The sequence below is a fragment of the Anabaena sp. CCY 9910 genome (genome assembly GCF_963920875.1).
Lineage (GTDB): Bacteria > Cyanobacteriota > Cyanobacteriia > Cyanobacteriales > Nostocaceae > Trichormus > Trichormus variabilis.
In genome coordinates this window covers 61,272-86,785 of the sequence record NZ_CAWUDJ010000005.1, presented here as the reverse complement: position 1 = coordinate 86,785, position 25,514 = coordinate 61,272, and the positions used below count along the sequence as shown (strand labels likewise).

The following is a 25,514-nucleotide window of genomic DNA, read 5'->3' as shown; positions in this document are numbered from 1 at the left end:
AACTCTATATGAAGTTGCGTCAAATAAATGATGTAGAGACGTTGCGTGCAACGTTTCTACAGTATGGAATAAAGTGTATCTTCATTAAGAAACGGTATTAGAATAGCGAGCTTATGATTTTTTATCCAATCATAAACAAAAAAGACTCATATTTCACAAGTATTTGTGGCTGTTAAAAGATGATTTATAAATTAAACCTTAATCTCTAAAACAGTTATACAAGCAAATTGACAATTTAGATACATTATTGAATCAAAATTATTGCCTCTTGCACCTTATTAGAAAGAGCTTTTTGTAGTCCTTGCTCAACTTTACTAATTAGTTCGTTAAAAGCATCTTGATTGGCTGTCAATTGTTCTTGAATAACCTTGTCTAACTCAGGCTTAACTTGTTTGCACATATCTTCAATTTTCCGGTCATTCAAAAAACTAGAACGAATCCAACTAGGAACATTGACATTTGTTTTAATTGCCTCTTTCACCGTCTCTCGATTTAGCTCCATACCTGCTGCTATTACCGAAGCCCCGTAAACTAATGCAATAGGCCAGGTCAAATGTCCAGTCAGTATGAGAGTGATGATACTGGCGAGAGTACCACCACCAATTAAGACATTAACGATGAATGCTACGGTTTCGCCTAAGATAGCGTCTCCAATACGCAACTCTGGGTTAACTAAAGCAGGCTCAATACTATCTTCAAATCTCAAACTGCTTCTGGGTATATGGAACTTGCGACATATCGGGTCAGTTTCTGCGGCTAAATCTGGTTGAATTTTCTGATTAAACCAACTGATACATTGGTTGTTAACTATCTTTTGAGCTATATCACTTTGCAGCCACTTTTCTGCTCGCTGCTTCATCGAGGTTTCCAAATCAGCTAAAGTACGGATTTGGTTTTTTTGCCAATCTTTTACTCCTGGTCTAACTGCGTTCTCAATTAACCCCTCGGCTAATGGCTTGGTCAAGGATTCTATTAACTCTGGAATATGTTTACCAATCAATTCTTTGAGTTGGTTGGATTCCAACAGTTTATTGACTTCTTGTTTAAAAGCATTAGCTCGTAAGTCCCAGCGTCCCACCCGCGCTAAACCCAAGGCAATACATCTTTCTGGCTCTGGGTCTGGACGCAGCAGGGTTTGTGGTTCAGGGAAAAATTCCTGACAAAGTTGATGGGTAAATTTCATTCGAGATGCACCACCAGTCATTAACACTAGTTTCGGTGTGATACCTTGCTGGTCTAACTTTTGTTTTGCTTCCTTTAATGCTGAGTGAAATGATTGCAACCAACTTTTTTCCCCTAGTTCGGGTAAAGGTTGGTTCAATATTTCTGCCATCATTAATTTGTTGACTTGGGGGATAAAATAAATCTGTTCGTTGATAGATTCAAAGCCACGTGCAAAGGATTGAGAATCGCTATAAAGCTGTTCGTTAGAAAAGTAATCTTCCTTAGCTTTGCGACAGGCTAATTCACAACGCGCTTGATGATGGGGATATTCCTGAAATACTTTTTCTAGTAATGACTTTTGTTCGTGTTTGGCGAGGGTTTTATTAAAAATAGCTTTATCAATTAAAGATGCTCCTAAAGCATTATTACCAAAATCTAAAGGTATTTCTTGTAAGCTTTTAACTAAGGTAAAGTCTGTAGTTGAAGAACCAATATCAACAATTAATACTGACGAAATAAGTTTTTCATATTCTAGTTTTCCGGCTTCCTTGGCCTGCATAAAAGCTGCCCTTGATTCGGGAACAACATTTAGCAGAGCAATGCCGGCTTGTTGTAGTAGTTGTCGATATTCTGAACGTTCTTTCACTGACCATCCTGAAGGACAACCAACGTAAAAGTAAGTATTGTCTTGAGTTTCAATTTGCCTACTTTCTTTTAGTAGGTGGTAGTAGGTGGCAATAAAAGTACTAATGGTTTTGCGATATTTGGCATCGTTATTGGGTTTTTCCTTGAAAGTAATTGCTAGTTGCGTCACACCAGCTTGAATTAAGGCTTGTTCACCGACTAGATAACCTAATTGAGGATGCCAACCCAGTGCTGTGATTTGGTTTTTTTTGTTATTAATCTCCAACATTTGGGGCGGTTCGATACTCTCCACAATTGCCTTAGCAACTGCTGTTTCACCGTGTCCCAAATCAAAACCGACTATTTCTAAAATTTCCATACTACATATTGTCTATGATTCTCTGGCTTGCGAGTATGCTGGCTCAATTACCCTACCCCGTCTTAGCAAGCGATCGCCTCTCAACAAAGCTGGCGTAATCGTGACATAATCTTGGTTATCAGGGTCGATACTTGGCTCAAAGTCAAAATAAGTGCGATCGCTATCAGGTTCTTTTGCTTGGTAAATTTGAGCGCGAATCCCTTGAGACATCAAAACTTGTGGCAAAAGTTTCGTTAGTTCCATCACCATCTGGGGTTTATTCAAAGACGATGCACCCATAAGTCTTTGCAAGAAATTCAAGAGTTCCGGCAATTCTTCCATATTCCGTTCATCTTTGGCTTTGTCAGAGTCAGCAAATCTAGCAACTACTAAATCGATAGTGTTGAGTGCATCACTCAGTTGAGCTAACAGAATTGTGCTATCTACTTTGAGGATAGGTTTAGTTAGTTCCCTGACCTCCGGTAAGCTTGAACCATTTTTATCAAGTTGCAGCACCACCTCCAATCCTAGCAGCACAGAAGCCAGTAAAATCCCCATCCATGCGCCTGGAGTGGTATTTGTTAGATAAAATAACCAACATAAAATACCTGCATAAAGTAGTACTTTTAGCACTTTCAAAATTAATCTATTGGGGGAAGACGTAAACGCCAGATTAGTAATTTGTTGATGTTCTGCTGCCTCAATCTGAGCAATTTCAACTGCCGCAAGAGTGGGGATTGACTGACGCAACACATCTAAGAAAAATGCAGCCAAACGCACTTGAGTTATATTGAGTTCGCTAATATAAATTCTTTCTAGATTGTCAAGTTCATTTTGAACGAGTTTAACTACATCTTCAATATTACTTAAGTTATTAATCTCTGTCTGAAGTTGATTACTTTCTTCGCTAAAAAGTGAAGTTATCGTTTTCATTACGATGCTTAAAAATTAGATTTTTACCGGATCATTTTATGCTTGTGTGCAGTATATCTATTTTAGAGCGATTATTGGAAATGCTTGACAAAAGTAAAGGATGAGCGCCTAGCCCATCCCTAAGATAAAAACAATGTGATGTATTGTTTAAGAACCTGATGCTTTAGCCGTTTTTTCCTTATCCATCTTCAAAATCAAAACTCCCAGAGGTGGTAAACATAAATCCAGTGAATAGGGGCGACTGTGCATCGACCAATCATCAGTCCACTTACCACCTAAGTTACCCATGTTGCTACCGCCATACTGACGAGCATCACTATTGAATAACTCGGTGTAAAAACCTTTTTCTGGGACACCAATACGGTAATGAGAATGAGGCTGGGGTGTGAAGTTACAAACCACCACAACGAAATTCTCAGTATCTTTTTCACGGCGAATAAACGAGACTACACTGTGGCGATTATCGCTACAATCAATCCAATCAAACCCTTCCCTAGCAAAATCTAAAGTGTATAAAGCAGGTTCAGAACGGTAAAGTTTATTCAGTTCCGTGAAGAATTTTTTCAACTGTTGGTGTGGTTCAAACTGTAATAAAGGCCACTCCAAGTCAGCCCAAACATTCCACTCACTCCATTGCCCAAATTCCATGCTCATAAACATGGTTTTCTTACCTGGGTGAGCAAACATATAGGCAAACAGACAACGCACATTTGCCAACTTCTGCCACTTATCACCAGGCATTTTACCGATGATATTGCTCTTTCCATGTACGACTTCATCATGGGATAGAGCCAGCATGAAGTTCTCACTGTGGTTATACCACATACTAAAGGTGACGTTGTTTTGGTGAAATTGCCTAAACCAAGGGTCCATGCTGAAATAATCCAACATATCGTGCATCCAGCCCATGTTCCACTTGAGGTTAAATCCCAAACCACCTGTGTAGGTAGGCCAAGACACCATCGGCCAATCTGTGGATTCTTCCGCAATGGAAAGCACACCAGGAAAATAGCTAAAAAGCAAGTGATTTACCTGACGCAGAAAATCTGCTGCTTCTAGATTTTCTCTACCACCGTACTGGTTAGGTAACCATTCGCCCTCTTTGCGACAGTAGTCGAGATAAAGCATGGAAGCCACCGCATCAACACGAATACCATCTATGTGGTATTTGTCAAACCAGAACAGGGCATTTGCTACCAAAAAGTTGCGGACTTCGTTCCGGCTATAATTGAAAACCAGAGTCCCCCACTCTTTATGTTCACCTTTACGGGAGTCGGCGTGTTCATATAGGTGAGTACCATCAAAGAAGGCTAAACCATGCCCATCCTTGGGGAAGTGACCAGGAACCCAATCGACAATTACACCAATGTTGTTTTGGTGACACTGATCAACAAAATACATAAAGTCTTCAGGAGTCCCAAAACGCGAAGTAGGGGCGTAGTATCCTGTTACCTGATAACCCCAAGACCCATCAAAAGGATGTTCGGCGATTGGTAATAATTCTATGTGGGTATATCCCAGTTCTTTAACATAGGGAATGAGTCTGCTGGCTAGTTCCCGATATGTTAAAAAACGTGCGCCTGGATTGAGTTCTGAAGCAATGACTACAGGCTCAGTTTCACCATTAGGTAGTTTAGCTGGTTCTGCACTAGCAGCGTGTAACCAAGAACCCAGGTGTACTTCATAAACTGAAATCGGCTGGGTTAAAGGATCTGTATGACGACGTTGTTCTAACCAGTTTTCGTCACTCCAGTTGTATGAATTTAAATTGCTAACAATTGAGGCTGTTTTGGGGCGGGCTTCTTGTTGAAAACCGAAGGGGTCTGATTTTTCGTAAATATGCCCTTCAAAATTTTTGATTTCATATTTGTAATGCTCTCCTACCCCTATTTCGGGAATGAATAATTCCCAAACGCCGGTAGCGCCTTTACGCATCTGATGTTTACGTCCGTCCCAGAGGTTGAAATCTCCCAATACAGAGACATTTCGAGCATTGGGGGCCCAAACTGCAAAGTAAACACCTGTAACGCCATCTACTTCTGTGAAATGCGCTCCCAGTTTTTCGTAAATGCGATGGTGATTACCTTCAGCAAACAAATGTAAGTCGAAGTCTGTTAAACGAGGGGAACGAAAAGCGTAAGGATCGTAGGAAACACGCTCATGTTCTCCTTCTTTAGTTTTTAACTGGTAGTTTGATAGTTCGGAAGTTTCAATAATACATTCAAAAAAATGTGGATCATGCACCGTCTGCATGGCGTATTCTTGCCGTTGTTCTGGAAGAACGACCCATGCTGCACTGGCATTTGGTAGGTAGGCTCTCACAACCCAAACGTTTTTGCCGTTTTGTTCTATGGGATGAGAACCGAGGATTTCAAAAGGATCATGATGCTGGTTCCAGACGATGCGGTTAACCTGTTCAGGAGCGATCGTGGTCATGGGCATTAAGCTACCTACGTAGAATAAACTGGTTGACTAAATTGAATTTTGTATATATATATTCTTTACATTTATTTGCAATTTTGTCGCCACCGTTATCGTATCGCACAATGTGTCATTGGGATGGAGTTTTTGCCAGTGGTCAGTGGTCAGTAGTCAGTAGCATTCGCGCAGCTTGTACCCTTGGGAAAAGATACGTAAAAACCATAGGACTTAGGCACCCAGATTTTCTGCTGAGACCGGGTGTAGGGGTGTAAGGGTTTCAAACATTTATGGGTAAGTTATGAGCCACCCAAAAGGGATAAGATATTAAACCATTCCAAAAACAACTGACAACTGACAACTGACAACTGACCAATTCTCACAAATTTAAGAAGGGGAAAAACTGAAGCAGAAATTTACGCATACGGGTCAGGAAAATAGTTTGTCGTATGTTGGTGCTAAGTTTCGGGGGAGGGCTGATTTGTAGTTGTTCTTGTAATTGTGCATACTCAGCCGCAGTGAGAGGCTGGCCATCTATGGGCGATCGCGCATCTATAATAATTTCTGTTCGTAATATTTCTTCTGGGATATCCTTGACTGGAGATAGCGCCAAGACTGAATTTCCCCAATGACCACTCAACCAAACCAAAATACTACTGCTGAGAGCGACAATAGATAGTCTTATCCACTTCATGGGATGTCTTGTGAAGTTCTGCATTAATGACCTCAGATACATCTGTGTCGTATTTATGTTGTTCTTCAATTGCCAAGGAACTAAAACACTTAACTACGACCCAAATATAGTTGACCTTATTTTATAGATATAGTCGGACTTTGGTATTCTTTCAGGAACGGAGGTGATTTTTAATTATGAATTTAAATAATGACTAATTCTTATGACATAAATAAATTACTCAAAAGCTTCGGCACCAAAATGGACAACAGTAGTATTCCTGTAATATATTTAATTTTTTTATATGTAACGTCACATTATACTGGCAGATTAATTTTTCAGTTTTGTATAATATTTAACAGTTAGCCAAGTAATAAGCTTTGATTAAGAGTGTCTTAAACTACAATATTACTTAAAACTTGTGTTTGAATAAGCTCCAAGTAAATTTGGATAGAAGAAAGACAGAGAGGAGAAGGCTTGAGAAAATAAGTTTGCTCTTTGCCAAGAGGTTTTTAACTTCCACCGCTTGTTGCTGCTTTTCTCTCCTTTTGCCTTCTGCCTTTCCAATAGACAACTTTTTGCTACTTGATGAGGCTAGTACTTTTGTTCAAACTCATGACCTCCACCAATGAAAGAAAGACTTACTAGAAATCTTTCTTGGAAAGGTTATCAATTATCTAGGGGGTAGTAGTAGGACTAGCAGCAGGGGTAGTTGCCGCAGGGGTAGTTGCCGCAGGGGTAGCCGCGCCAGTGTCAGTTGGCTCACCTGTAGCAGGGGTTGTTTGATCACCGCCACCGCCTTCGCAAGCTCCGAGAAATGCAGCCAGACTTAACATTAGAGCAAAACCAAAGATTTTAGTTCTCATATAACTCCTCTTTCACCAATTGTGGCAATAAAATTTTTCGCCTGTTGAATACGATAACCTATTTATTGCAAGTTTTTAAAACCGCACATATTACATATTTATTTGATTTAGTTATTATGTACAAGACTGATTAGTATGCCCTGGATTGACAAAGACGCTGGAGATTAGGGGCTAGGGACTGGGAAGTGCTTAGTCTAAGTATAGAAAAGCGATTCTTTTCATTTCCCTTTTCCTTGACCTTTGCCTTTTTGATAAGCTGTCAGGCATTGAACTTGCACATCTTTTCGTGCTGGCTGTTGACATTTAACTGTCAGCAGTCAGCAAACCATACAAGTGACTATGTAATTTAAAAGCGTCATAGCTTATTTTGCTCAAGTACTTATCTAACATTAAGTGTACTTATCACAAAAAAGGCGAGTTCAACCTTAGCAAAATCAGATAAACGGTCTAGAATACATTATTTTATATCTGTAAAAATTATGGCTGCTGTTCGCAAATCGGATGTTTCTGTAACTGGTGGTTGGTTTCGGCGAGGTTCTACCTCATCTTTAAGAAAGCGGCGGACTAGTCCGGGGTCAATAATGAGCAATGATTCTAAACTTGCCACCGAACCCGCATTAATTCCCCCAGCAAGACAGCGACGTTCCTCGAACAATGTATCTTTCTCTGGGAAAACAAGGGTACAGAGTCCGGCAACACAACAAACTTCTAATCTCACAGCCAAGTCCAATCGCAGACAAAGAGGTCTTCAATCACATTCACAGCACCTGCCTGTTGTACCTACTGCCAAAGCATTACCTTTATGGTTACTGCGACTACACAGCATACATCGTTACTCTTCGATCGCCGCATTTTTATTAGTAGCAGGAACTTTAACAGTTTATGGATTGACAGTATATACCCAGGAATTGTGGAGTCAAGGTTACAGCCGACTACAAAAGCTACAACGCGATGAGCGACAAATTACCACAACTAACGCGACACTAACTCACAAAATGGCTGAGGAAGCAGAAACACCATCTGCGGGATTAATATCACCAACTCCAGCTAGGACTATTTTCTTATCTCCACTACCTCAGAAACCAGAGGTAGTATCTCCTAGTTCCACAGCGAATCAACAAGCGCAACCATTAAATTCTCCACGACTGGGATATTAATAACATGGGGAGCGGGAAAAACCACTTTTATGCCTGGCGATGAACAAAGTTCATGGAGGTGGACTTTCCATGTAAACAGCTATCGAGTATGTGGTATTGTGGTTCACACCTGTGATGAGACTAATAGCTAAAAACTGAATAACTCACAACTGACTAACTGAGCAGAGTAATGCAAAAGTCACCAAGTAGATTGAAGTTTAGAAAGTTTCAAAAGCCGGAGTTCACCAGGCGCAAAAGGGTACCGCAAAAGGTGGCAATGAAGACAATCGCCCCCAATGCCCAAGAGCCATTAACAAGTGCCAAAACCAGACTTTTGATTGTCTGGGGCATATTAATGACTGCTGGACTGGGGTTGGCAATTAATGTGTATAACTTGCAAATTTTGCAGGGAGCAAAACTGACAGAAAGAGCGCGAAACCAACAAATGGTAAGCTTGCGCCCCTATATGCCTCGCCGCTTGGTGGTGGATCGCAATGATAATGTGTTGGCTGTTGACCGCCCTGTCTATACTTTATATGCCCACCCTAAGCTATTTAAAAAGACGAACGAAGAAATAAGCGATCGCCTAGCTCCTATTATTGATAGAAACCCTGCTGATTTAGTCAAGATTTTTCAAGGTCGAAAAAGTGGTATTACTTTGACCTCCTCTTTACCAGAGGAACTGGCCGAGCGCGTCAGGAAATTAAGCTTAGATGGCTTGGAAATGATTCCCAAATATTCCCGCTATTATCCCCAGGATGATTTAGTGGCGGATGTAGTGGGATATGTAGACGTTGACCGTCGTGGTCAGGCGGGTGTGGAACGTAGCCAAGAGAAATGGCTAGAACGTTCTGTGAAAACAGTACGTTTAAGTAGGGCGGGTAATGGGGCTTTGATGCCTGATTATGCTCCTGAAGGTTTTTTAAATTCTGACGATTTGCGGATGCAATTGACTATTGACAGTCGTTTGCAGAGGGCTACCAGGAATGCGCTGAAAGAACAGCTAGAAAAGTTTGGCGGGAAACGAGGAGCCGTGATTGTGATGGATGCGATGGATGGCTCTATCCTCGCTTTGGCATCTCAACCTACTTATAACCCGAATGAATACTCGAAAGCGGATATTTCGCTGTTCAAAAACTGGACGGTGGCTGATCTCTATGAGCCTGGTTCGACATTTAAACCATTGAATGTGGCGATCGCTCTGGAAAATGGTGTAATCAAAGCAGATGATGTGTTTAATGATTCCGGTGCAATTCGCGTCGGTTCTCATACGATTAGAAACGCTCAACGCAACGGTTACGGACGCATCAATATTGCTCAAATTCTCCAAAACTCCAGCAATATTGGCATGGTGCAAATGATCCAACGCCTAAAACCTTCGATTTACTACAATTGGCTGGAACGTTTAGGACTGGGACAACCAGTAGATACAGATTTACCTTTTGCGGTCAGTGGCACACTCAAAAGTCAAGAAAAATTTATTCACTCCCCCATTGAACCGGCAACAACTTCTTTTGGACAGGGCTTTTCCTTAACACCCTTACAATTAGTGCAGATGCACGGTGCCTTAGCTAACGGTGGTAAATTGGTGACACCTCATGTTGTCCGGGGACTAATTGATACTAAAGGACAAATCCACTACACACCCAATCACCCAGCACCAAGGCAAATTTTCTCAGCCGCAACGACCCAAAAAGTTGTGGAAATGATGGAAACGGTAGTTACCGAAGGTACTGGCAAGGTTGCTCAAATCCCTGGCTATCGCATCGCCGGCAAAACAGGTACAGCCCAAAAAGCCAGTCCTAACGGCGGCTACATCGTTGGCGCTCGGATTACTAGCTTTGTTGCTATTTTACCTGTTGAATCGCCCCGCTACGTAATTTTGGCCTTAGTTGATGAGCCAAAAGGAGCCAACGCCTACGGTTCAACTGTCGCAGCCCCAATTGTTAAATCTGTTATGGAAGCACTAATTCCCATTGAACGCCTTGCACCCAGCCAGCCAATTGAGGAAAAACCTTAAATGGGGAAGGTGGAATTCCTTTTGGGGAGCAGGGGAAGCAGAGGGGAAGAACTAATGACAACTGACAACTGACTAACAACCAATGACTTTTTTCTTTATTACCGGAGAAAGAGGTAGACAATGTTACTCGTGTGGAATCTTAGATATTAAGGGTGAAATTAATTTCACGCCTGTGCCAAGTCTCTGAAGATTCCATGCAAAGCAATTTAGTTATGTTCCCAATTGTCGAGGTTGTAAGGCCAGGTACGCAAGTCAAAGAAACAGATTCTACTGATTACGAAGGTGCCGAGCAGCAATTTTTATTACTTTTGGCAACTGAGGACTTAGACGATAACTTAGATAGACAAGCTGCAATTGTCAGTGATTTTGAACAGGCGGTTTCCAGGGCAATTCATGGGGCTTATAAACATGAGTGCCAAGATGAGTTAGCACATAAGTTTTTGCAACGGATTCTCTATCGGATTAATCGGCTTAATCTGTTTTGGTTTGATGATTTGCGACAGTATACTAATGAGCGATCGCTCTATTTATCTTCATGTCGTAACCAAATTGAGGCTGCTTGGCAAAAGTGGGAACTTGCACAAGTAGATGTCGCTGCAATACAAAAATTAGATGTCAGACAAGCATTAATAGACCGTGCTGATGCTGATTTAGACCCGCCACTATCAGCCGCTAGTCGCTATATTCGTGAAGAGATGAGCGAAGCTGGCTACCGTCAATTGTTGGCGATCGGTTCTTTCGATGGTTTGGTTGAAGGTAGTCGTCTTTCCCGAATTTTAGGCGGCGCAGCTAATGAGGTGCAGTGTACCCTCGTGCGGGTGCTACTGGAAGAGTATGGCAACGGGCGTTTATCTCGTAAGCATTCGACCTTTTTTGCTCAGATGTTGGCTGAGTTTGGTATGAACACCACACCAGAAGCATACTTTGATTTAGTCCCTTGGGAAGTTTTAGCTTGTGCCAATCACAATTTCTTGATGACTGAACGCAGACGTTATTACCTGCGTTACAGTGGCGGATTGACCTATTTTGAAGTAGCTGGGCCTGCGGCTTATCGCAATTATCTCGCAGCCGCACAAAGATTGGGATTATCAAATGCAGCGATGGGTTATTGGGAATTGCACATCAGGGAAGATGAACGCCACGGACGCTGGATGCTGGACGATGTGGCTTTGCCTTTAGCACAACGTTATCCCGATGATGCTTGGGAGTTAGTACTGGGATATGACCAGGAAAAATTAATGGGCGATCGCGCGGCTGAAGCTGTTGTCAGGTCTACTCGCCAAGCTGAATCAATTAATTAAGAGCTTAGGAATTTTCCGCTAATAGCATCATTTCTTTAGTGAAAAATCTATCGCTAAAGAAGTAATCTCGTGTCTAAATTTTTGTTGAATTTTGATGACATTAAAGTTAAGGCGAAATCTCATGAAAGATGTTTTCTTTTGTCCTGAAGAGTCTAATTTCTACTCAAACTGCCTAGAAAATTTTATTCTCAGGAATAGTGATCAATCTGATGCCATTATTGAATTTGGTTCTGGTGATGGTAGCCCTGTAATCAACTCATTATTAAGAAACCAGTTCAATGGTGTTATATATGGTTTTGAGTTAAATACCTCTGCATGGAAAGCCGCAAATTTAACGATTGATGAATATAATCTTACTGATAAATATGTAGTTAACAACTCCAGCTTATTTGAAGCTAGTACACCTGAAGCTAACTATCTAATCGCCAATCCGCCATATTTACCAGCACCAGATGCCGATATTTATATGCCCTTATTATTTGGTGGTGAAGATGGGGCGACAGTTACTAATGATCTTTTATGTTTAGGTTATGAAAATGCTTTACTTTTAGTCTCTAGCTTTTCTAATCCTATCAGTACAATTAAGCAGGCACAAAATAATGGATATAACGTTAGTAACTTTATAATTCTCCCATTAAAATTTGGTTACTATAGCTCAGAAACAAAAGTTAAAAATCATATAGAAAAACTACGAAAAAATAATATGGCGTTTTATTCTAAAGAATATTATTTTTTGGCTGGTGTTTTATTCCAAAAAAAAGCATCTGTGATGGATTTATCTCAAGAGTTAACCCAAGTGATGACGAGTTTGTAATTGATGGGATTTATTCCTGATATCTGAAATATCCTTAGTGTTGGTGATTAATGCCGCTTAATCATCATAGGGTAGGTAATGCCCACCCTAACAGCACTCATAGACTTTTGAGAATCAAATTGGATTCCCCTACGTCTGATAGGTACACTTTAATGTTTCTTCTATTGAACCTAAATTTTTAAATAATTCTATTAGTGTATGAGATTTTGTTCTCCTTTTTGTCAACATTACTTTTAATGGTGCTAATAGAGCAATATCTGGATCATCTCTCAGGGCAACCTCAGCAGCTTGCAAAATTTTTGCAGCATTCGTAAAAATATCTTCATCATCAAAGCCCAATTTTGCAGACAGTTTATGTAATTCCGCATCAGGTACAGTAGCCCTACCTGGCAGAGATTCATCTATAACTAAACCTTTTAATAGCGCCAGCAATGCTGCATAAATAGAGAAGTCATCACAACTATCAAAAGCTTTAAATTCTATACGACCTACTTCCGCAGGTAGGCGAGCAATTTTGGTTAATGCTGGCACACTATTAATTAGTTGCTCTTTTCCTTGAACAAATATTAAAGTTGCTGGTCTTTTGCCTGTTCTAATAAAAGTCCTGACTGATAATCCTTCCCATAAAGTGCCATTATAAAAAGGTGAACTGTAACTAAAAGGCACAATATAAGGACTGTAATATGTTAACTTTTTGCCGATATCAATTACACGTTCATGGGGTAAATCGGCAACAGAAATATTTAAATCTGGCCCGTATGTAACCATATAAATGTTAGCAGTTTGATCATCAGGATCGGTTTGTAACTGCTTAAGTTCATATTCATTTAATGGTGGATTGGGTGCAAAAGATGTTTTATAAGGATGAAAGCTAGTTAATATTGGTGAAAAGCCAAATTCAGCCGCAACTTCACATAATAAATTAAAACTATCTGATAGTTCTGTGATGGCATTTTGAATATTAGAATGAATGGTTGTTCTAATTTCTATGCCCTTTGACAGACAATCAATTACCTCATCTGAATCAGCAAATCTTTCAAACCCCTCAATATACCATCGCTTCTTTCTAATGCCTGCATCACCCACGCGTAATTGCAAATGATCATTAGGGTATATGGGTAATCTGTCTACGACTTGATTGAACTCTGCAAATGTTGTAGAGTCAAAATCTGCCAACTTTCCTTCTCTGTTGAGAAAAGCGACTTCATGTTCGATGCCGAATGAAAATACCATAGGATCTAATAGAAAAAATTCTCAATAATCTAACAAAACTATCTTACCCCAAATAGTACTGTTGCGGTTTAGCAAATGTATCTGTTTTAATTGCACAGACTAGGCAGTTATCTGCGATGGCTTAACGCAAGAGCCTAGCTGATCACTCTCCACACAAGAGTACTATTAATGAAATATATAAAATCAAAGTTAATTCTCAAAATATTGATTTTGGGATCATTGTTACTCATATCTCAACAGGTTTTAGCACAAAGTTGGCGACCTGTTCGCGGTAGTATTCTTTTTGGTATCAGTGGTATGGCACTGATTAGCCAACAAAACTCGTCTCTAGATTTTCTCGTTGTCCACGACAATAAACAAGCCCATCAAGAACGTTTAGGAATCATTACAATTAAAGGTAAAAATCAACCCGAATATTTGAGTGTAAGTTGGCAAAGTAATACTCAATTACCTATTGATTTAGAAGCTTTAACTTCTATTCCCAACACAAAAGATAGTTTTATTGCTTTAAGCAGTAGTGGCAAAGCTTACAAATTTAAATTAAATTCTGATAAAAAAACTATATCTGTATCGAAGGAGTTTGAATTACCAGCAATACCTCCGGGTAGTAATTTTGAAGGATTTGCCCTGCAAAATATAGAAGGTAAATTAGTTGCTATGTGGGCGCACAGAGGAGAAGGAGAACAAGCATCTACTGTTTATTGGGGAGTCTTAGATTTAAATAAATATCAAATTACATCGACAAATTCTGCCAACCTCAAAGTACCGTTTCCCTCTGGAAACGTGCGGCACATTTCCGATATAAAAATAGATTCAGGTGGAATTGTCTATATTTCTGCCGCCAGTGATGCAGGAGATAATGGCCCATTTAAATCAGCTATTTATGTTGCTGGTTACTTAACTTTAAGCAATAGTTCTGGGCAAATTAGCTGGCGGCAGAGTCCCCAATTAGTCCCTCTCTACCGCTTTAATCACCATAAAATTGAAGGGATAGAACTTATTCCCGGTGCGGATGGTGGCTTAATAGTAGGTACAGATGATGAAAACTTTGGTGCTTATGTTTATAGTTTGGGTGATAACGTTTTGTAGAGACGCGACGAATCGCGTCTTGATAATTAGACGTTAAATCGGAATAACATCACATCACCTTCCTGCACAATATATTCTTTACCTTCGCTACGAACTAACCCTTTTTCTTTTGCAGCGCTCAGAGAACCATTTGCAACTAAATCATTGTATGCAACGGTTTCCGCACGAATAAATCCTCGCTCAAAATCAGAGTGAATTACACCTGCGGCTTGGGGTGCTGACATTCCTGCATTGATTGTCCAAGCACGGGTTTCTTTTTGTCCACTGGTGAAATAAGTCCGTAATCCCAATAGAGCATAAGTAGCACGAATCAAAGATTTTAATCCGCCTTCTTTTACCCCTAAAGATTCTAAAAAATCCGCCTTGTCTTCTTCCGGTAATTCTACAAGTTCTGCTTCTACTTGAGCAGAAACAACCACAACTTGAGCATTTTCCTGGGCTGCAACTTGGCGCACTCTTTCCACAAATTCATTACCAGTTGCTAATTCTTCTTCAGAAACATTAGCCGCGTAAATAATCGGCTTATTTGTCAACAGTCCCAGTCCTTTAATAATTTCCGCTTCTTCTTCAGTTAAGCTTATTTGCCGCACTGATTTACCTTCATTTAAGGCAGCAGCTAACTTTTCTAAAACTGTGATCTCAAATTGTGCATCTTTGCTGGTACGCGCTTGCTTACGTGTGCGTTCAATCCGGCGTTCAATTTGAGCTAAATCTGATAAACCCAATTCGATGCTAATGATTTCAATATCTCTTGCAGGGTCAACTGAACCGGCAACGTGGATGATATCATCATTCTCAAAACAACGTACTACATGAACGATCGCATCAACTTCTCGGATATGAGATAAAAATTGATTACCTAATCCTTCACCTTGGCTTGCGCCTTTCACTAAGCCGGCAATATCCACAAACTCAACTCGTGCGGGAATAATTTGTGCCGAACCGGAAATTTGTGAAAGCACATTTAGCCGCTCATCTGGGACTGCAACTACGCCGACATTCGGTTCAATTGTGCAGAATGGAAAGTTAGCCGCTTCTGCTTTGGCATTAGCGACTACAGCATTAAATAAAGTAGATTTTCCAACGTTGGGAAGTCCGACAATTCCGGCTCTTAGCATTTTAGATGTGGGATTTTGAGTTTATACAGGCCCCGGTATGGTTTGGGGAATAGGTTCTGGTACAGTTTGGGGAATAGTCCCTGGAACTGTTTGGGGAATAGGAGCAGGTACAGGCTCCGGTATCGGTTGGGGAGTCATTGGTTCTGGTGTAGGTTCAGAACCAGGTAGCGGGTTTGGTTCAGGGTTGGGAATTTGTGGCTCAGGAATCGAAATAGCTGTGGGATAAATCATCCTAAATCTAAATCATGGGACTTTCCCAAGCTAGATGACAACTTGAATTGTTGCCATCCCCCTAAATGACTATACCTAAACCCTTTGATAATTCACAACTATGTAGGAGTCCTCATTTAATCCTGCTCAGTATACTAAGAAGTAAATCTTGTTAGAGCAAGTTTCTAGCGAAAGGAGTTAGGTAGATAATATGCCAACAAATTATCCGACGAAAATTGCCATTTTGTGGATAGTGTTCCTTTTAGGAACTTTATTTCATACTCAACTGGGTTTAATGCCGCTTTTTCACGGTTTGAGTGTAATTGAATCGCAAAAAGCCACAAATATCAATGAGATATCAGGAATTATGTGGTTAATGTTGGGCTTTTTTGTGCTACCGATGTTGGCAATCATTGGTAATATATTCATTGAAAACAAACGCTATAGATTAGTACATTTTGGATTGACCATAATTTATAGCGTTTTAAATTTCATCCATTTAGTATTAGATTTGCTACTGCCACAAATCATTTGGTATCAAATCACATTAATGGTGCTGTTATTCCTCATTGGATTACTATTGAATCTTGTGGCTTTCCAATGGATGAAATCGCCGCCCAAAAATAATCATTCTCCAGAGCGTTTAACATCTACTTATTAAATTTATCAAAGTTTATTTGTCAGTTGTCGGTTGCCAACTAACCATTTATTTGTATGTGTAAATTTTAACTATCCGATAGACGATAAACATAATATAAAGGAGTTTCGGCAATGATTTGAGATTTTTCTTGATATTTTGTCAATTCTTGGGGAAAATTTTCATTTTTTTTAAGCTTATAATTTCCTAATGATTCATATTTTGTATGAATAATGTAAAAGCCTGCTTGACATTCAGCTATAAAATTCAAACTTCGTTTAGTAATATAACGGTCAATGTACTCATCATTTCTCAGATTGCGATAATTGCCATTAGGTTGACAAAGAGTAGATTTCTCAGGCAAATTTCTCAGGCTATCTGCTATATCACGGGTACTCAGAACCCTGGGAATACCTGATCTACTGCTTATATAATTAAGATGTAAGTTTAAATTAATTATCAAGGAAATAGTAATACAGGCGATGATAAATACTGATAGAAAACTATTAAAATTTTTGGAAAAATTTAGATAAGCTAAACTACAAACCGTGAAAAAGATAGGAGCCAGATAAATTAACAATTTATAAAATGTAGGATTATAAGTCTTTTCCATATCTGTGGAAGAATAGGCTGCTAAGAATACCAGCCAGATTAAGAATAATAAATTTAACAGTATCCGATTGCCTCGAAATTTTATAATCCCCAATCCTAATATCAAAGCAAGAAAGATTAGGGAAATTAATCCACTTTTCCAAGATTCGCCAGCAAAATAGACTTCTTGACCTAATCCAAAATAACCGTTGAATATAGCTTTGAATCTTGATAACAGTGAAATGCCATATTCTTTACTGCTACTAGATTTTGTAGCCACAGCGATAATTCTAGCGGTGTTTATCCAGTTTCTGCCAATTTCACCGACCCAATACGGTGTCATTGCAATGATGGCAGATAAAATAGCTACACCAGATAACATCCATCTTCTCTTTTGTCGGAAATTTATAGAAACATAAAAAATAATCGTAATGATAAAAACTACTGGCATTACATAGAGAGTAGAAAAGTGTAAATTTGATATTATTGCTAGTACAAAACCATAAGTTATCCAAGACAATAACTCTAGCTTTGAAGATGATTTACCTTCCAGTTGATAAGTGTATAGTAATACAAAACAAAGTAGAAAGAATGTAATTGATACGGGATTTCCAGCAATACTATTACCTGTACTCATGACAATATTTTCAAATAGACAGATATACCAAAATCCTGCCAATGCTGATAGAAATAACCTTTTATCATGTTCAACATTTTCCAGCAGTTTATAAGTTGTTAAAATAAGTAAAGGAATGGAAAAGAAGGTAAGGAGAGCATTTGGCATTGCTTGAGCAGATAAATCAGCAGTCAAGGCAGTGAAAGGAAATACTAAATAGTAATATAAAGGTGGGAGATAAAATTCGCCGACCAGACCTGACCAAGCAGTAGGGCCTGAACCTAATGTGGGCCATTTTCCATCCCACGTTGCCATAATTCTGTAGGCATCATTGATTTGATCGCCACTATAATCACTGAAATTTATGACAACAAAACTTAAAATATAAATTCCCCATATCAAAGATAAAAAAATCATGATATAGCTCAATTTTTTAAGACTTATATGCTGTAGCATGGTTCTTTAATTAACCTGACTTTTCGGAAAATTATCAATGTCATAGTAATATAAAGAATGGTTGTATTAAGAACGTCAGATACAAGCTATACAGATTCTTTATAAATCAATTGCCATAATAAAGTTCTCAAAAACTTAAGACCGATTTAGTCCAGATAATTCCTGTGAAGACTTAGGCAAATACCTCACCAGAATTTTATATATTTTCTAGTGAAAAAATATACGTTTTTGTATTAAAGACGGAAATCATTGAATATTTAAATGCCCAAGGTTTTAACCACCAACTGGTGCAAAACTCTGGACATCAACACCGGAAAAATTAGATCACACGCAACGTGAAAAGTTAAGAGGATAATAAGTTAGCTGAATTAATATCCAAAAATAAAGTTGCTTGTGGTTGTTGGCGTAACACAGAAGCTGGGCAAGTTTTACTAATTGACCCTTGTAGCATTTGTTTGACAATCTGTGCTTTACGTTGTTCTGGTGCTAGACAGAATATTTTTTTAGCTGAACAGATTAATGGCAAGGTGACAGTAAAAGCGTACTGAGGAACACTCTCAATGTGAGGAAATTGTCCTGTATTAACCTGCTGTTGACGGTTTACCGGATCTAGTTTCACCAGCTTGACGCTGTAAGGGTCTTGGAAATTAGCTACAGATGGATCATTAAAAGCTAAGTGTCCGTTTTCACCAACACCAAGACAACACAAGTCTATTGGTTGTGCTTGCAGTAATTTAGTATAGCGATCGCATTCTGCCAAGGGTTCTAATGTATCACCCTCAATATAGTGAAATTGTTGGGGAAAAACTCGCTTTTCTACGCGTTCCTGCATATAGCGGCGAAAACTTGCCGGATGATCAGCCGTAATTCCTAAATATTCATCCAAATGAAATAAGGTAATTCTTGACCAATCTACACCACCCAAGGCTATCAACGCATCCAAAAATTTTAGTTGAGAATTTCCTGTTGCTAGCAACACAGCAGCAGTCTTTTTTTCTTCTAGTAAAGATTGTAGATACTTGCGTACTATCGCTGCCACATCCTGAGCCATGTCGGCTTCAGATTTGTAAATTTGGACTGACAGATGATCAACACGAAAAAAGTTTGTAGCGGCTACCATATCGAGAACTGAGGACTGGGTAATACCTTTAATCTAACCTCTAACTTCTATGGGAGTCGGAGATGACTGAGGAACACAAAACAATGTAAACTATCTAAATTAAGTTAATAATTATTTACATTACATCCAAAAATCATGCTAACTGCGATTCTCTTTGATTTGGACGGTACTATTGTCAATACTGATCCTATACATTACCAAGCTTGGCAACAAATGTTGTGGAAATACAACATAGAAATTGATGAAAAATTTTATAAATCTCGAATTAGTGGTCGTTTAAACCCGGAAATTGTTAAGGACATTCTGCCAGAATTATCATCAGCCGCAGGTAGAGAATTTGCCGATGAAAAAGAAGCCTTGTTTCGGGAACTAGCCTCCCATCTTCAACCATTAAACGGATTTGCTGAACTCATAGCTTGGACAGAAGTACATCAACTCAAACGTGCTTTAGTAACTAATGCTCCGAGATTAAATGCAGAGTTTATGTTAGAGGTATTGGGGATAACAGAAAGTTTTCATCAAATTGTCTTGGCTGATGATTGCGTAGCAGGTAAACCAGATCCCGCACCTTATCAAGTTGCTTTGAGCAAATTGGGCATTTCAGCAGAACAGGCGATCGCGTTGGAAGATTCTCCCTCTGGGATTCGCGCAGCAGTTGGTGCAGGTATTCGTACTATTGGGATTGCTTCTACTCAAGACCCTGATGTTTTGCAGGAGGTTGGCTCATTTATGGCGATTCCTGATTTTACAGATTTACATTTGTGGACATTACTCAACTCATTAATTGAGCCAGATTTAATTCGTAGTAAGTGATGGTTATAGCAATCAAATATTCCTGCATAGCCTATGGCTATACCACTTCTCTATGAAGTTGCGCCGAATAAATAATGTAGAGACGTTGCATGCAACGTCTCTACAGTACTGTTAGTTTAGAGACTTCCAGATAAAAAATATCCAAAATGTAGAGTGCGTCAGTGTGAATAATTTCTGAGTATAGTTAGGTTCTATCGCACTAACGCACCCTACCAAACCATGAATTTCGGATAATGTATTTTTTGGTGTTCCTTTAGTCCTTCGTAAAGAAGGAGAGACTAACGCCAACATAAGTTTTGATTACGAAACATCTTTGATAGTACTAACTATCTGCATAATTTTTTCAAACTGGAAATTATGGGCTAAATCTACGAAATACTCTTTCAAAGCAGTATTTTCGCAAGATATTTCTTCGGTTAACTTTAAAATGAGATCATCGCTACATTGGGCGGCAGCATTATATAAATTTATTACCCAATCTCTTGGTAATGTAGATAACAAAGGCAACAAATTATCATGTGTAAATATTGTTGTCCTAGCTTTTAGTGTTTGAGAACTGTCTTCTTGATAAAGGTATTTTATTCCTAAGTATTTATTGAGCTTTTCTAGAATTTCTTTTTCGGAGAACGGCTTGTTAATTAAATCATCACAGCCCACTTGCAGCATTGCCTGGCGTTGTTCTTCAAAAGCGTGAGCAGTCAAAGCAATGATAATCGTGTGGGGGTTGGGTATGGTGGTGTGATTCTCTGTTTCAGCAGAACGAATGAAGTGGGTGGCTTCGTAACCATCCATTATTGGCATCCGCATATCCATCAAGATTAACTGTGGATGCCACTGTTGCCATATAGCCAGAGCTTCTTGACCGTTGGCGGCTTCTTGCACCACAAAACCAACAGATGACAGGAGTTTCACCAACAATAATCGACTGTCTGCTACATCATCCACTACCAAGATGCGACATTCTTGTTGTTGTGGTGCTAAACCGATGACTGAGCGTGCAGTAGGCTGACAGGGAATTTCATGGGCAGAAACTAAACCCACTTGTATCCGAAAACTAAATGTACTCCCCACCCCCACAGTACTACTAATGCTAATATCACCCCCCATCAGTTGTACGTATTTACGGCTAATAGCTAAACCTAATCCTGTACCTTGTTGAGATTTTCTACCGGCTTCTGTTTGTCCAAATGCTTCAAACAATACACCCACTTCATCATCACAGATGCCGATGCCAGTATCTTGTATTTCAAATATCAGGAACCGGGGATTAGTGATGGGGAATTGGGTGTTAGGTATGGAGAGATGAGTTTTTGTCTTACCCTCAATTTCCACGTCCGTTCGGACTTCCCTATGAGACGATAAGCATTCCCCATCACCCATTTTCACCCGTAAGATGATACTGCCAGTTTCGGTAAACTTGATGGCATTACCTAAGATGTTGAGTAAGACTTGACGTAGTTTACTTTCGTCAGCTTGGATATGTTGGGCTATGTTAGGGGCGTATTCAAATTTGAGGTGTAAACCCTTTGCCTTGGCTCGGCCTTGCATCATTTCTTGCAAGTTATCCAAGAGGTGAATTAAATCAAAGTTATTAATGTTTAAGGTGGTTCTACCTGCTTCTATTTTTGACATTTCTAGAACGTCGTTGATCAAGTCTAGTAAATGTTCTCCTGCACGGTTAATAATCGTTAGGTTCTGTTGGTTGTCTTTTGACAGTGTTTTGTCATGGCTCATAATTTGAGTGAAGCCTAAAATTGCGTTGAGTGGTGTCCGCAATTCGTGGCTCATATTGGCGAGGAATTCGCTTTTGGCTCGGTTTGCTCCGTCTGCGGCGATCGCAGCTGCTTCTAGGGCTTGTGATTGTCTTTGGGTTTGTGTCAGCAGTTGTGCTTGCTGCAAAGCAACTTCTAACTGATTACCGATTTGAATGACAATGTTAATTTCGCCAGTTTTCCATTGACGAGGGCCGGAGTTTTGGTAAGTTGCTAATAATCCCCAAACTTGATCACCAGATAAAATGGGGACAATAATATACGCTTTTGCTTGCAAGCGCTCTAAAAATTCAATGTAGCAAGAACCAAATCCAGCTTGATAAATGTCGGAAACGCAGAGAAAATTTTTGTCTGGGGTAGATTGTGGTGTGTATTCTAACAACTTGGCCAGACAACTTTGGTCTTGCACTGTATTTTCTGTCAGATGGGGTGCATTTTTATGTGTTTCCATGAGGGAAATCCAATCTTTTCCCCAAGATTCAGCGACAAATTCACCACTCCCCTGGGAATCGAAACGATAAACTACGGCGCGATCGCAGTTGAGGACTTGTCTGAGTTCTTCGGTGGTAGCAGTAAATATGGTATCTAAATCTAGGGTTTGGCGCATTCGTTGAATGACTTGGGCGATCGCTCTTTCCCTCTCGACGCTTTCTTTGAGAGCTTCTTCTGCTCGTTGGCGATCGCTAATTTCTACTATCACTTTACCCACACCAGAAAGCTGATTACCCTCCCCAGGAATGGGAAAATAAGAAACTAAAAAGTGACGTAGGCTATCTGGTTGGTTGACTGCGGGCAGACTCAATTCTACATTCAGAATTGGTTGACCATTGAAGAGTACTTGTTGGCAGAATGGTGTGACTAGAGGGGCGATTTGGGGTGCTATCTCTTCCAGAGTCCTGCCAATATGTTCTTGAGCAGATTTACCGTGAATATCTGCTATCAACTCATTAATTTGCACAAACCGTAGTTGATCATCGAAAATGCTCATACCCACAGGAGCGCCACTGAAAAAGGCATTGAGACGAGCTTCTCGCAATTCTAGTTCTTTTTCTAAAATTTTTCGCTCTGTAATGTCTTTGGTCGTACCTGTCATCCGTAAAGGCTGACCTTGTTCGTCGCGTTCCACAATTTGGCCACGAGACTGTACCCATTTCCAACCCCCGGCGGCGCAACGCATCCGAAATTCCATTTCATAAACGGAAGTAACACCTTGCAAATGATCAGCGATGGCTGATGTGACTCCGGCTAAATCTTCAGGATGTAACAATTGCTGAATGACTCGTTCGTCATCTTCTATATCCTCTTGTGCGTAACCTAACATCTTTTGCCATTGCCAGTCCCGATAAATTTTACCTGTGGCAATATTCCAATCCCATAACCCTAAATCGCTGGCTTCTAAGGCTAGTTGTAAACGTTCTTCGCTCTTTCTGTGAGCAGATTCTATTAACTTGCGCTCAATCAAGCTACCTAATTGGGTAGCGACTGCACCTAGTAGCATCAGTAAACGCTTATCTATGGAGATAGAACTGCGCTTGAAAAATATCAAAACTGCCAATACTTCTTTTCCAGCAATAATCGGAATACCAAAACCTGCTTTTAAACCTACTTTGGCTGCTTGTGGCGATCGCAAAAATTGTCCTTGCTTGACTTGAGAAACATCTTCAATCCATTCAGATTGTTTGGTTTGCCAAACTCGTCCTGGTAGTCCGTCACCCGGTGCAATTCTTAGATTTTGACTTTGGTGACAAAATTCCTCTAAACTTGCTTCCTCGCAGTAACAAACCAAACTATGTTCTAAAACATGAGATTCACGATTGGGTGTCCATGCTTCCCCAAAATCCCAGCCAATGGTTTGGCAAATTACCCGCAATACCAAGGTTAAGGCGCTTTTCACATCAACTGCACGGGCGATCGCTTGGGTTGTTAATAGTAATAAACGGCTTTCCGCTTCGGCTTGCTTGCGTTCTGTAATATCTTTTGCTGTACCCAGGATGTACTTTTGTCCATCAATTTCAATCATTTCCGCACTAAACAGCGTCGTTTTAATTTCTCCACTGCTAGTGCGAAAATCAACTTCATGGTTGCGAATGGCTTTGGCTTTTTCAAGAATTCGGGACAGAAAATTGCACTCTTCTAGATTTACCCAAATATTTAATTCTTTATCGGTGTTACCAATGACTTGAGAACGAGAATAACCAAATAAGCGACAAAAACTGTCGTTAACTTCGATATAACGTGTTTCTGGATAAGTACAAAGAGTAATGGGGTCAGGAGATGCTCTGAAGGCTGATGCTAGTTTTTGTTCGGAAATCCGATGTGCTGCTTCTGCACGCTGGCGTTCCCGTGCTTCCAAGGCTAAGGACACTAAGTTAGTTAAAGAACGAGCAAAATTTTGGTCTTCGGGTGTCCAATGATGAGGTGATTTTACTGCTTCCAAACATAAAACCCCGACGGTTTCACCTGCTAGACGAATGGGTGTATCTAGCATGGCTGTGATATTCAAAGGGGTGAGGTAAGATTGAGCAAATTCTTTTGTTCTCGGATCTGTATAAGCATCATCTGCGGCGATCGCTTCATCTTGATGCAAGGCTTGAAAATAAGTGGGATAATCTTTTGCTGATAAAGACATTCCTGCACTGTGTTGATTGCGACTATATTCAAATAGATCGGCACATTGAATTTTAGTAAGTGTTTCGTCATATAACCAAATACTTGCTCGCTCTATGCCTAAATTATGAGCAGCAACATTTGTAATTTCTGCAAGGGCTGTTTTTAAATTCCCTTGATATAGGATTGGATTTTTTGCCAGTTTCGTTAATACTAAATTATGTTTGCACAGCTTGACAGTATTAATCTGGTATTCCTGCGTATTGTTTTTTGAGCTTGTAATCTTGCTGTTACTACTTACTAGCGAATGAGAGTTTAATGATTGATTAATACTTTCTTCGTTATTTAACTCTGATAGTTGCCAACAACATTCTTTTTTATTACTTATGACATTTTGATTCAGTGCGTTATTCAACGATATTAAACCATCCACAACTGGAAACGACTGATGAGGTTCTTCTAATTGATTTTTCTGTTTGCTTTGAATTTTTAATTGATTTCTCATCCGTAACAAAAATTCTTCTTGGCGTAATGGCTTACTAATAAAGTCAGATACACCTATTTGAAAATAACTACTATATTCAGAAAGCTGTTCAATATAAGTGAGCAAGAGAATAGATATGTCTTGGAGGGACTTCTCCGCCTTTAAATTTTGGCAAAAAGAAAGTCCGTCTATTTTATCAATAGAACTATCTATTAAAATTAGATCAGGCATTAATTCACTAACACTGCTGATTGATATTTTAGCAGTGCTAACCCTTTGTAATGAGTACTTTGTTTCTGCTAAAAAACCTGACAAACAGTGCCAATTTTCCAAAGAATTATCAATTAATAAAATTTTTGTTCGTTGATAATCTATGAGCATACTATCAAATTAGGCAGCAAATTTTAAAAGAGATAAACGAACTAAAAAATTTAAACGTGATCAAAATCATGAAAAGTCAG

The 25,514-nt window shown here is 39.6% G+C and carries 18 protein-coding genes; 7 read left to right on the top strand and 11 right to left on the bottom strand.

Features of this window, described 5'->3' with window-relative positions; genetic code table 11:
• Nucleotides 1-244: 244 nt before the first annotated feature.
• From ACM5QX_RS06335 to ACM5QX_RS06315, 5 genes are all read right to left on the bottom strand, one after another.
• Nucleotides 245-2,167, bottom strand: a complete 1,923-nt coding sequence (locus ACM5QX_RS06335) for an Hsp70 family protein (RefSeq protein WP_414752850.1) — start codon at nt 2,165-2,167, stop codon at nt 245-247.
• 12 nt (nt 2,168-2,179) lie between these two features.
• Nucleotides 2,180-3,079: a hypothetical protein gene (locus ACM5QX_RS06330; protein WP_414752849.1), complete on the bottom strand. Its 900-nt coding sequence runs from the start codon at nt 3,077-3,079 to the stop codon at nt 2,180-2,182.
• Nucleotides 3,080-3,226: 147 nt separating this feature from the next.
• Nucleotides 3,227-5,515, bottom strand: a complete 2,289-nt coding sequence (gene glgB, locus ACM5QX_RS06325; protein WP_414752950.1) for a 1,4-alpha-glucan branching enzyme — start codon at nt 5,513-5,515, stop codon at nt 3,227-3,229.
• Between the two features lie 361 nt (nt 5,516-5,876).
• On the bottom strand, nt 5,877-6,215 hold the full coding sequence (locus ACM5QX_RS06320) for a hypothetical protein (RefSeq protein WP_011321282.1): 339 nt from the start codon (nt 6,213-6,215) through the stop codon (nt 5,877-5,879).
• 632 nt (nt 6,216-6,847) lie between these two features.
• Nucleotides 6,848-7,036 carry a hypothetical protein gene (locus ACM5QX_RS06315; protein WP_011321283.1) on the bottom strand — a complete coding sequence of 63 codons (189 nt, stop codon included), beginning with the start codon at nt 7,034-7,036 and terminating at the stop codon, nt 6,848-6,850.
• 479 nt (nt 7,037-7,515) lie between these two features.
• Between ACM5QX_RS06315 and ACM5QX_RS06310 the strand changes: the two genes are divergently transcribed.
• The 4 genes from ACM5QX_RS06310 to ACM5QX_RS06295 all read left to right on the top strand — a co-directional run bounded on the left by ACM5QX_RS06310 (nt 7,516) and on the right by ACM5QX_RS06295 (nt 12,307).
• The gene (locus tag ACM5QX_RS06310) at nt 7,516-8,193 is read left to right on the top strand and encodes a hypothetical protein (protein ID WP_414752848.1); all 678 of its coding nucleotides are present in this window, start codon (nt 7,516-7,518) and stop codon (nt 8,191-8,193) included.
• Between the two features lie 169 nt (nt 8,194-8,362).
• Complete coding sequence (locus ACM5QX_RS06305) at nt 8,363-10,192, top strand: peptidoglycan D,D-transpeptidase FtsI family protein (RefSeq protein WP_414752847.1); 1,830 nt, start codon at nt 8,363-8,365, stop codon at nt 10,190-10,192.
• 194 nt (nt 10,193-10,386) lie between these two features.
• Nucleotides 10,387-11,493, top strand: a complete 1,107-nt coding sequence (locus ACM5QX_RS06300; protein WP_414752846.1) for an iron-containing redox enzyme family protein — start codon at nt 10,387-10,389, stop codon at nt 11,491-11,493.
• Nucleotides 11,494-11,614: 121 nt separating this feature from the next.
• Nucleotides 11,615-12,307, top strand: coding sequence for an SAM-dependent methyltransferase (locus ACM5QX_RS06295; protein WP_414752844.1), 693 nt, complete (start codon nt 11,615-11,617; stop codon nt 12,305-12,307).
• A gap of 129 nt (nt 12,308-12,436) precedes the next feature.
• Here the strand turns inward: ACM5QX_RS06295 and ACM5QX_RS06290 are convergent, their stop codons facing one another.
• Nucleotides 12,437-13,540: a glutamate--cysteine ligase gene (locus tag ACM5QX_RS06290; protein WP_414752843.1), complete on the bottom strand. Its 1,104-nt coding sequence runs from the start codon at nt 13,538-13,540 to the stop codon at nt 12,437-12,439.
• Nucleotides 13,541-13,708: 168 nt separating this feature from the next.
• On the opposite strand from ACM5QX_RS06290, the gene ACM5QX_RS06285 reads away from it, so the two are divergent.
• Nucleotides 13,709-14,629 carry a hypothetical protein gene (locus ACM5QX_RS06285; RefSeq protein ID WP_414752842.1) on the top strand — a complete coding sequence of 307 codons (921 nt, stop codon included), beginning with the start codon at nt 13,709-13,711 and terminating at the stop codon, nt 14,627-14,629.
• 26 nt (nt 14,630-14,655) lie between these two features.
• On the opposite strand, the gene ychF is transcribed toward ACM5QX_RS06285, so the two are convergent.
• Together ychF and ACM5QX_RS06275 are read right to left on the bottom strand one after the other, a co-directional pair.
• A complete protein-coding gene (gene ychF, locus ACM5QX_RS06280; protein ID WP_414752841.1) occupies nt 14,656-15,747 on the bottom strand; it encodes a redox-regulated ATPase YchF in 1,092 nt (363 codons plus the stop codon).
• Nucleotides 15,748-15,768: 21 nt separating this feature from the next.
• Nucleotides 15,769-15,978: a hypothetical protein gene (locus ACM5QX_RS06275; RefSeq protein WP_011321291.1), complete on the bottom strand. Its 210-nt coding sequence runs from the start codon at nt 15,976-15,978 to the stop codon at nt 15,769-15,771.
• Nucleotides 15,979-16,168: 190 nt separating this feature from the next.
• Here ACM5QX_RS06275 and ACM5QX_RS06270 point away from each other — a divergent pair, with 190 nt between their 5' ends.
• Nucleotides 16,169-16,618: a hypothetical protein gene (locus tag ACM5QX_RS06270; protein WP_414752839.1), complete on the top strand. Its 450-nt coding sequence runs from the start codon at nt 16,169-16,171 to the stop codon at nt 16,616-16,618.
• A 64-nt stretch (nt 16,619-16,682) separates the two neighbouring features.
• Here the strand turns inward: ACM5QX_RS06270 and ACM5QX_RS06265 are convergent, their stop codons facing one another.
• A complete protein-coding gene (locus tag ACM5QX_RS06265) occupies nt 16,683-18,218 on the bottom strand; it encodes a hypothetical protein (protein WP_414752838.1) in 1,536 nt (511 codons plus the stop codon).
• 382 nt (nt 18,219-18,600) lie between these two features.
• Nucleotides 18,601-19,377, bottom strand: a complete 777-nt coding sequence (locus ACM5QX_RS06260; protein WP_414752837.1) for a glucosamine-6-phosphate deaminase — start codon at nt 19,375-19,377, stop codon at nt 18,601-18,603.
• Nucleotides 19,378-19,512: 135 nt separating this feature from the next.
• On the opposite strand from ACM5QX_RS06260, the gene ACM5QX_RS06255 reads away from it, so the two are divergent.
• On the top strand, nt 19,513-20,190 hold the full coding sequence (locus ACM5QX_RS06255; RefSeq protein WP_414752836.1) for an HAD family hydrolase: 678 nt from the start codon (nt 19,513-19,515) through the stop codon (nt 20,188-20,190).
• A gap of 300 nt (nt 20,191-20,490) precedes the next feature.
• Here ACM5QX_RS06255 and ACM5QX_RS06250 read toward each other — a convergent pair whose 3' ends face one another.
• Nucleotides 20,491-25,434 (bottom strand): GAF domain-containing protein, encoded by a 4,944-nt coding sequence (locus ACM5QX_RS06250; RefSeq protein WP_414752835.1) that lies wholly within the window; start codon nt 25,432-25,434, stop codon nt 20,491-20,493.
• Nucleotides 25,435-25,514: the final 80 nt, after the last annotated feature.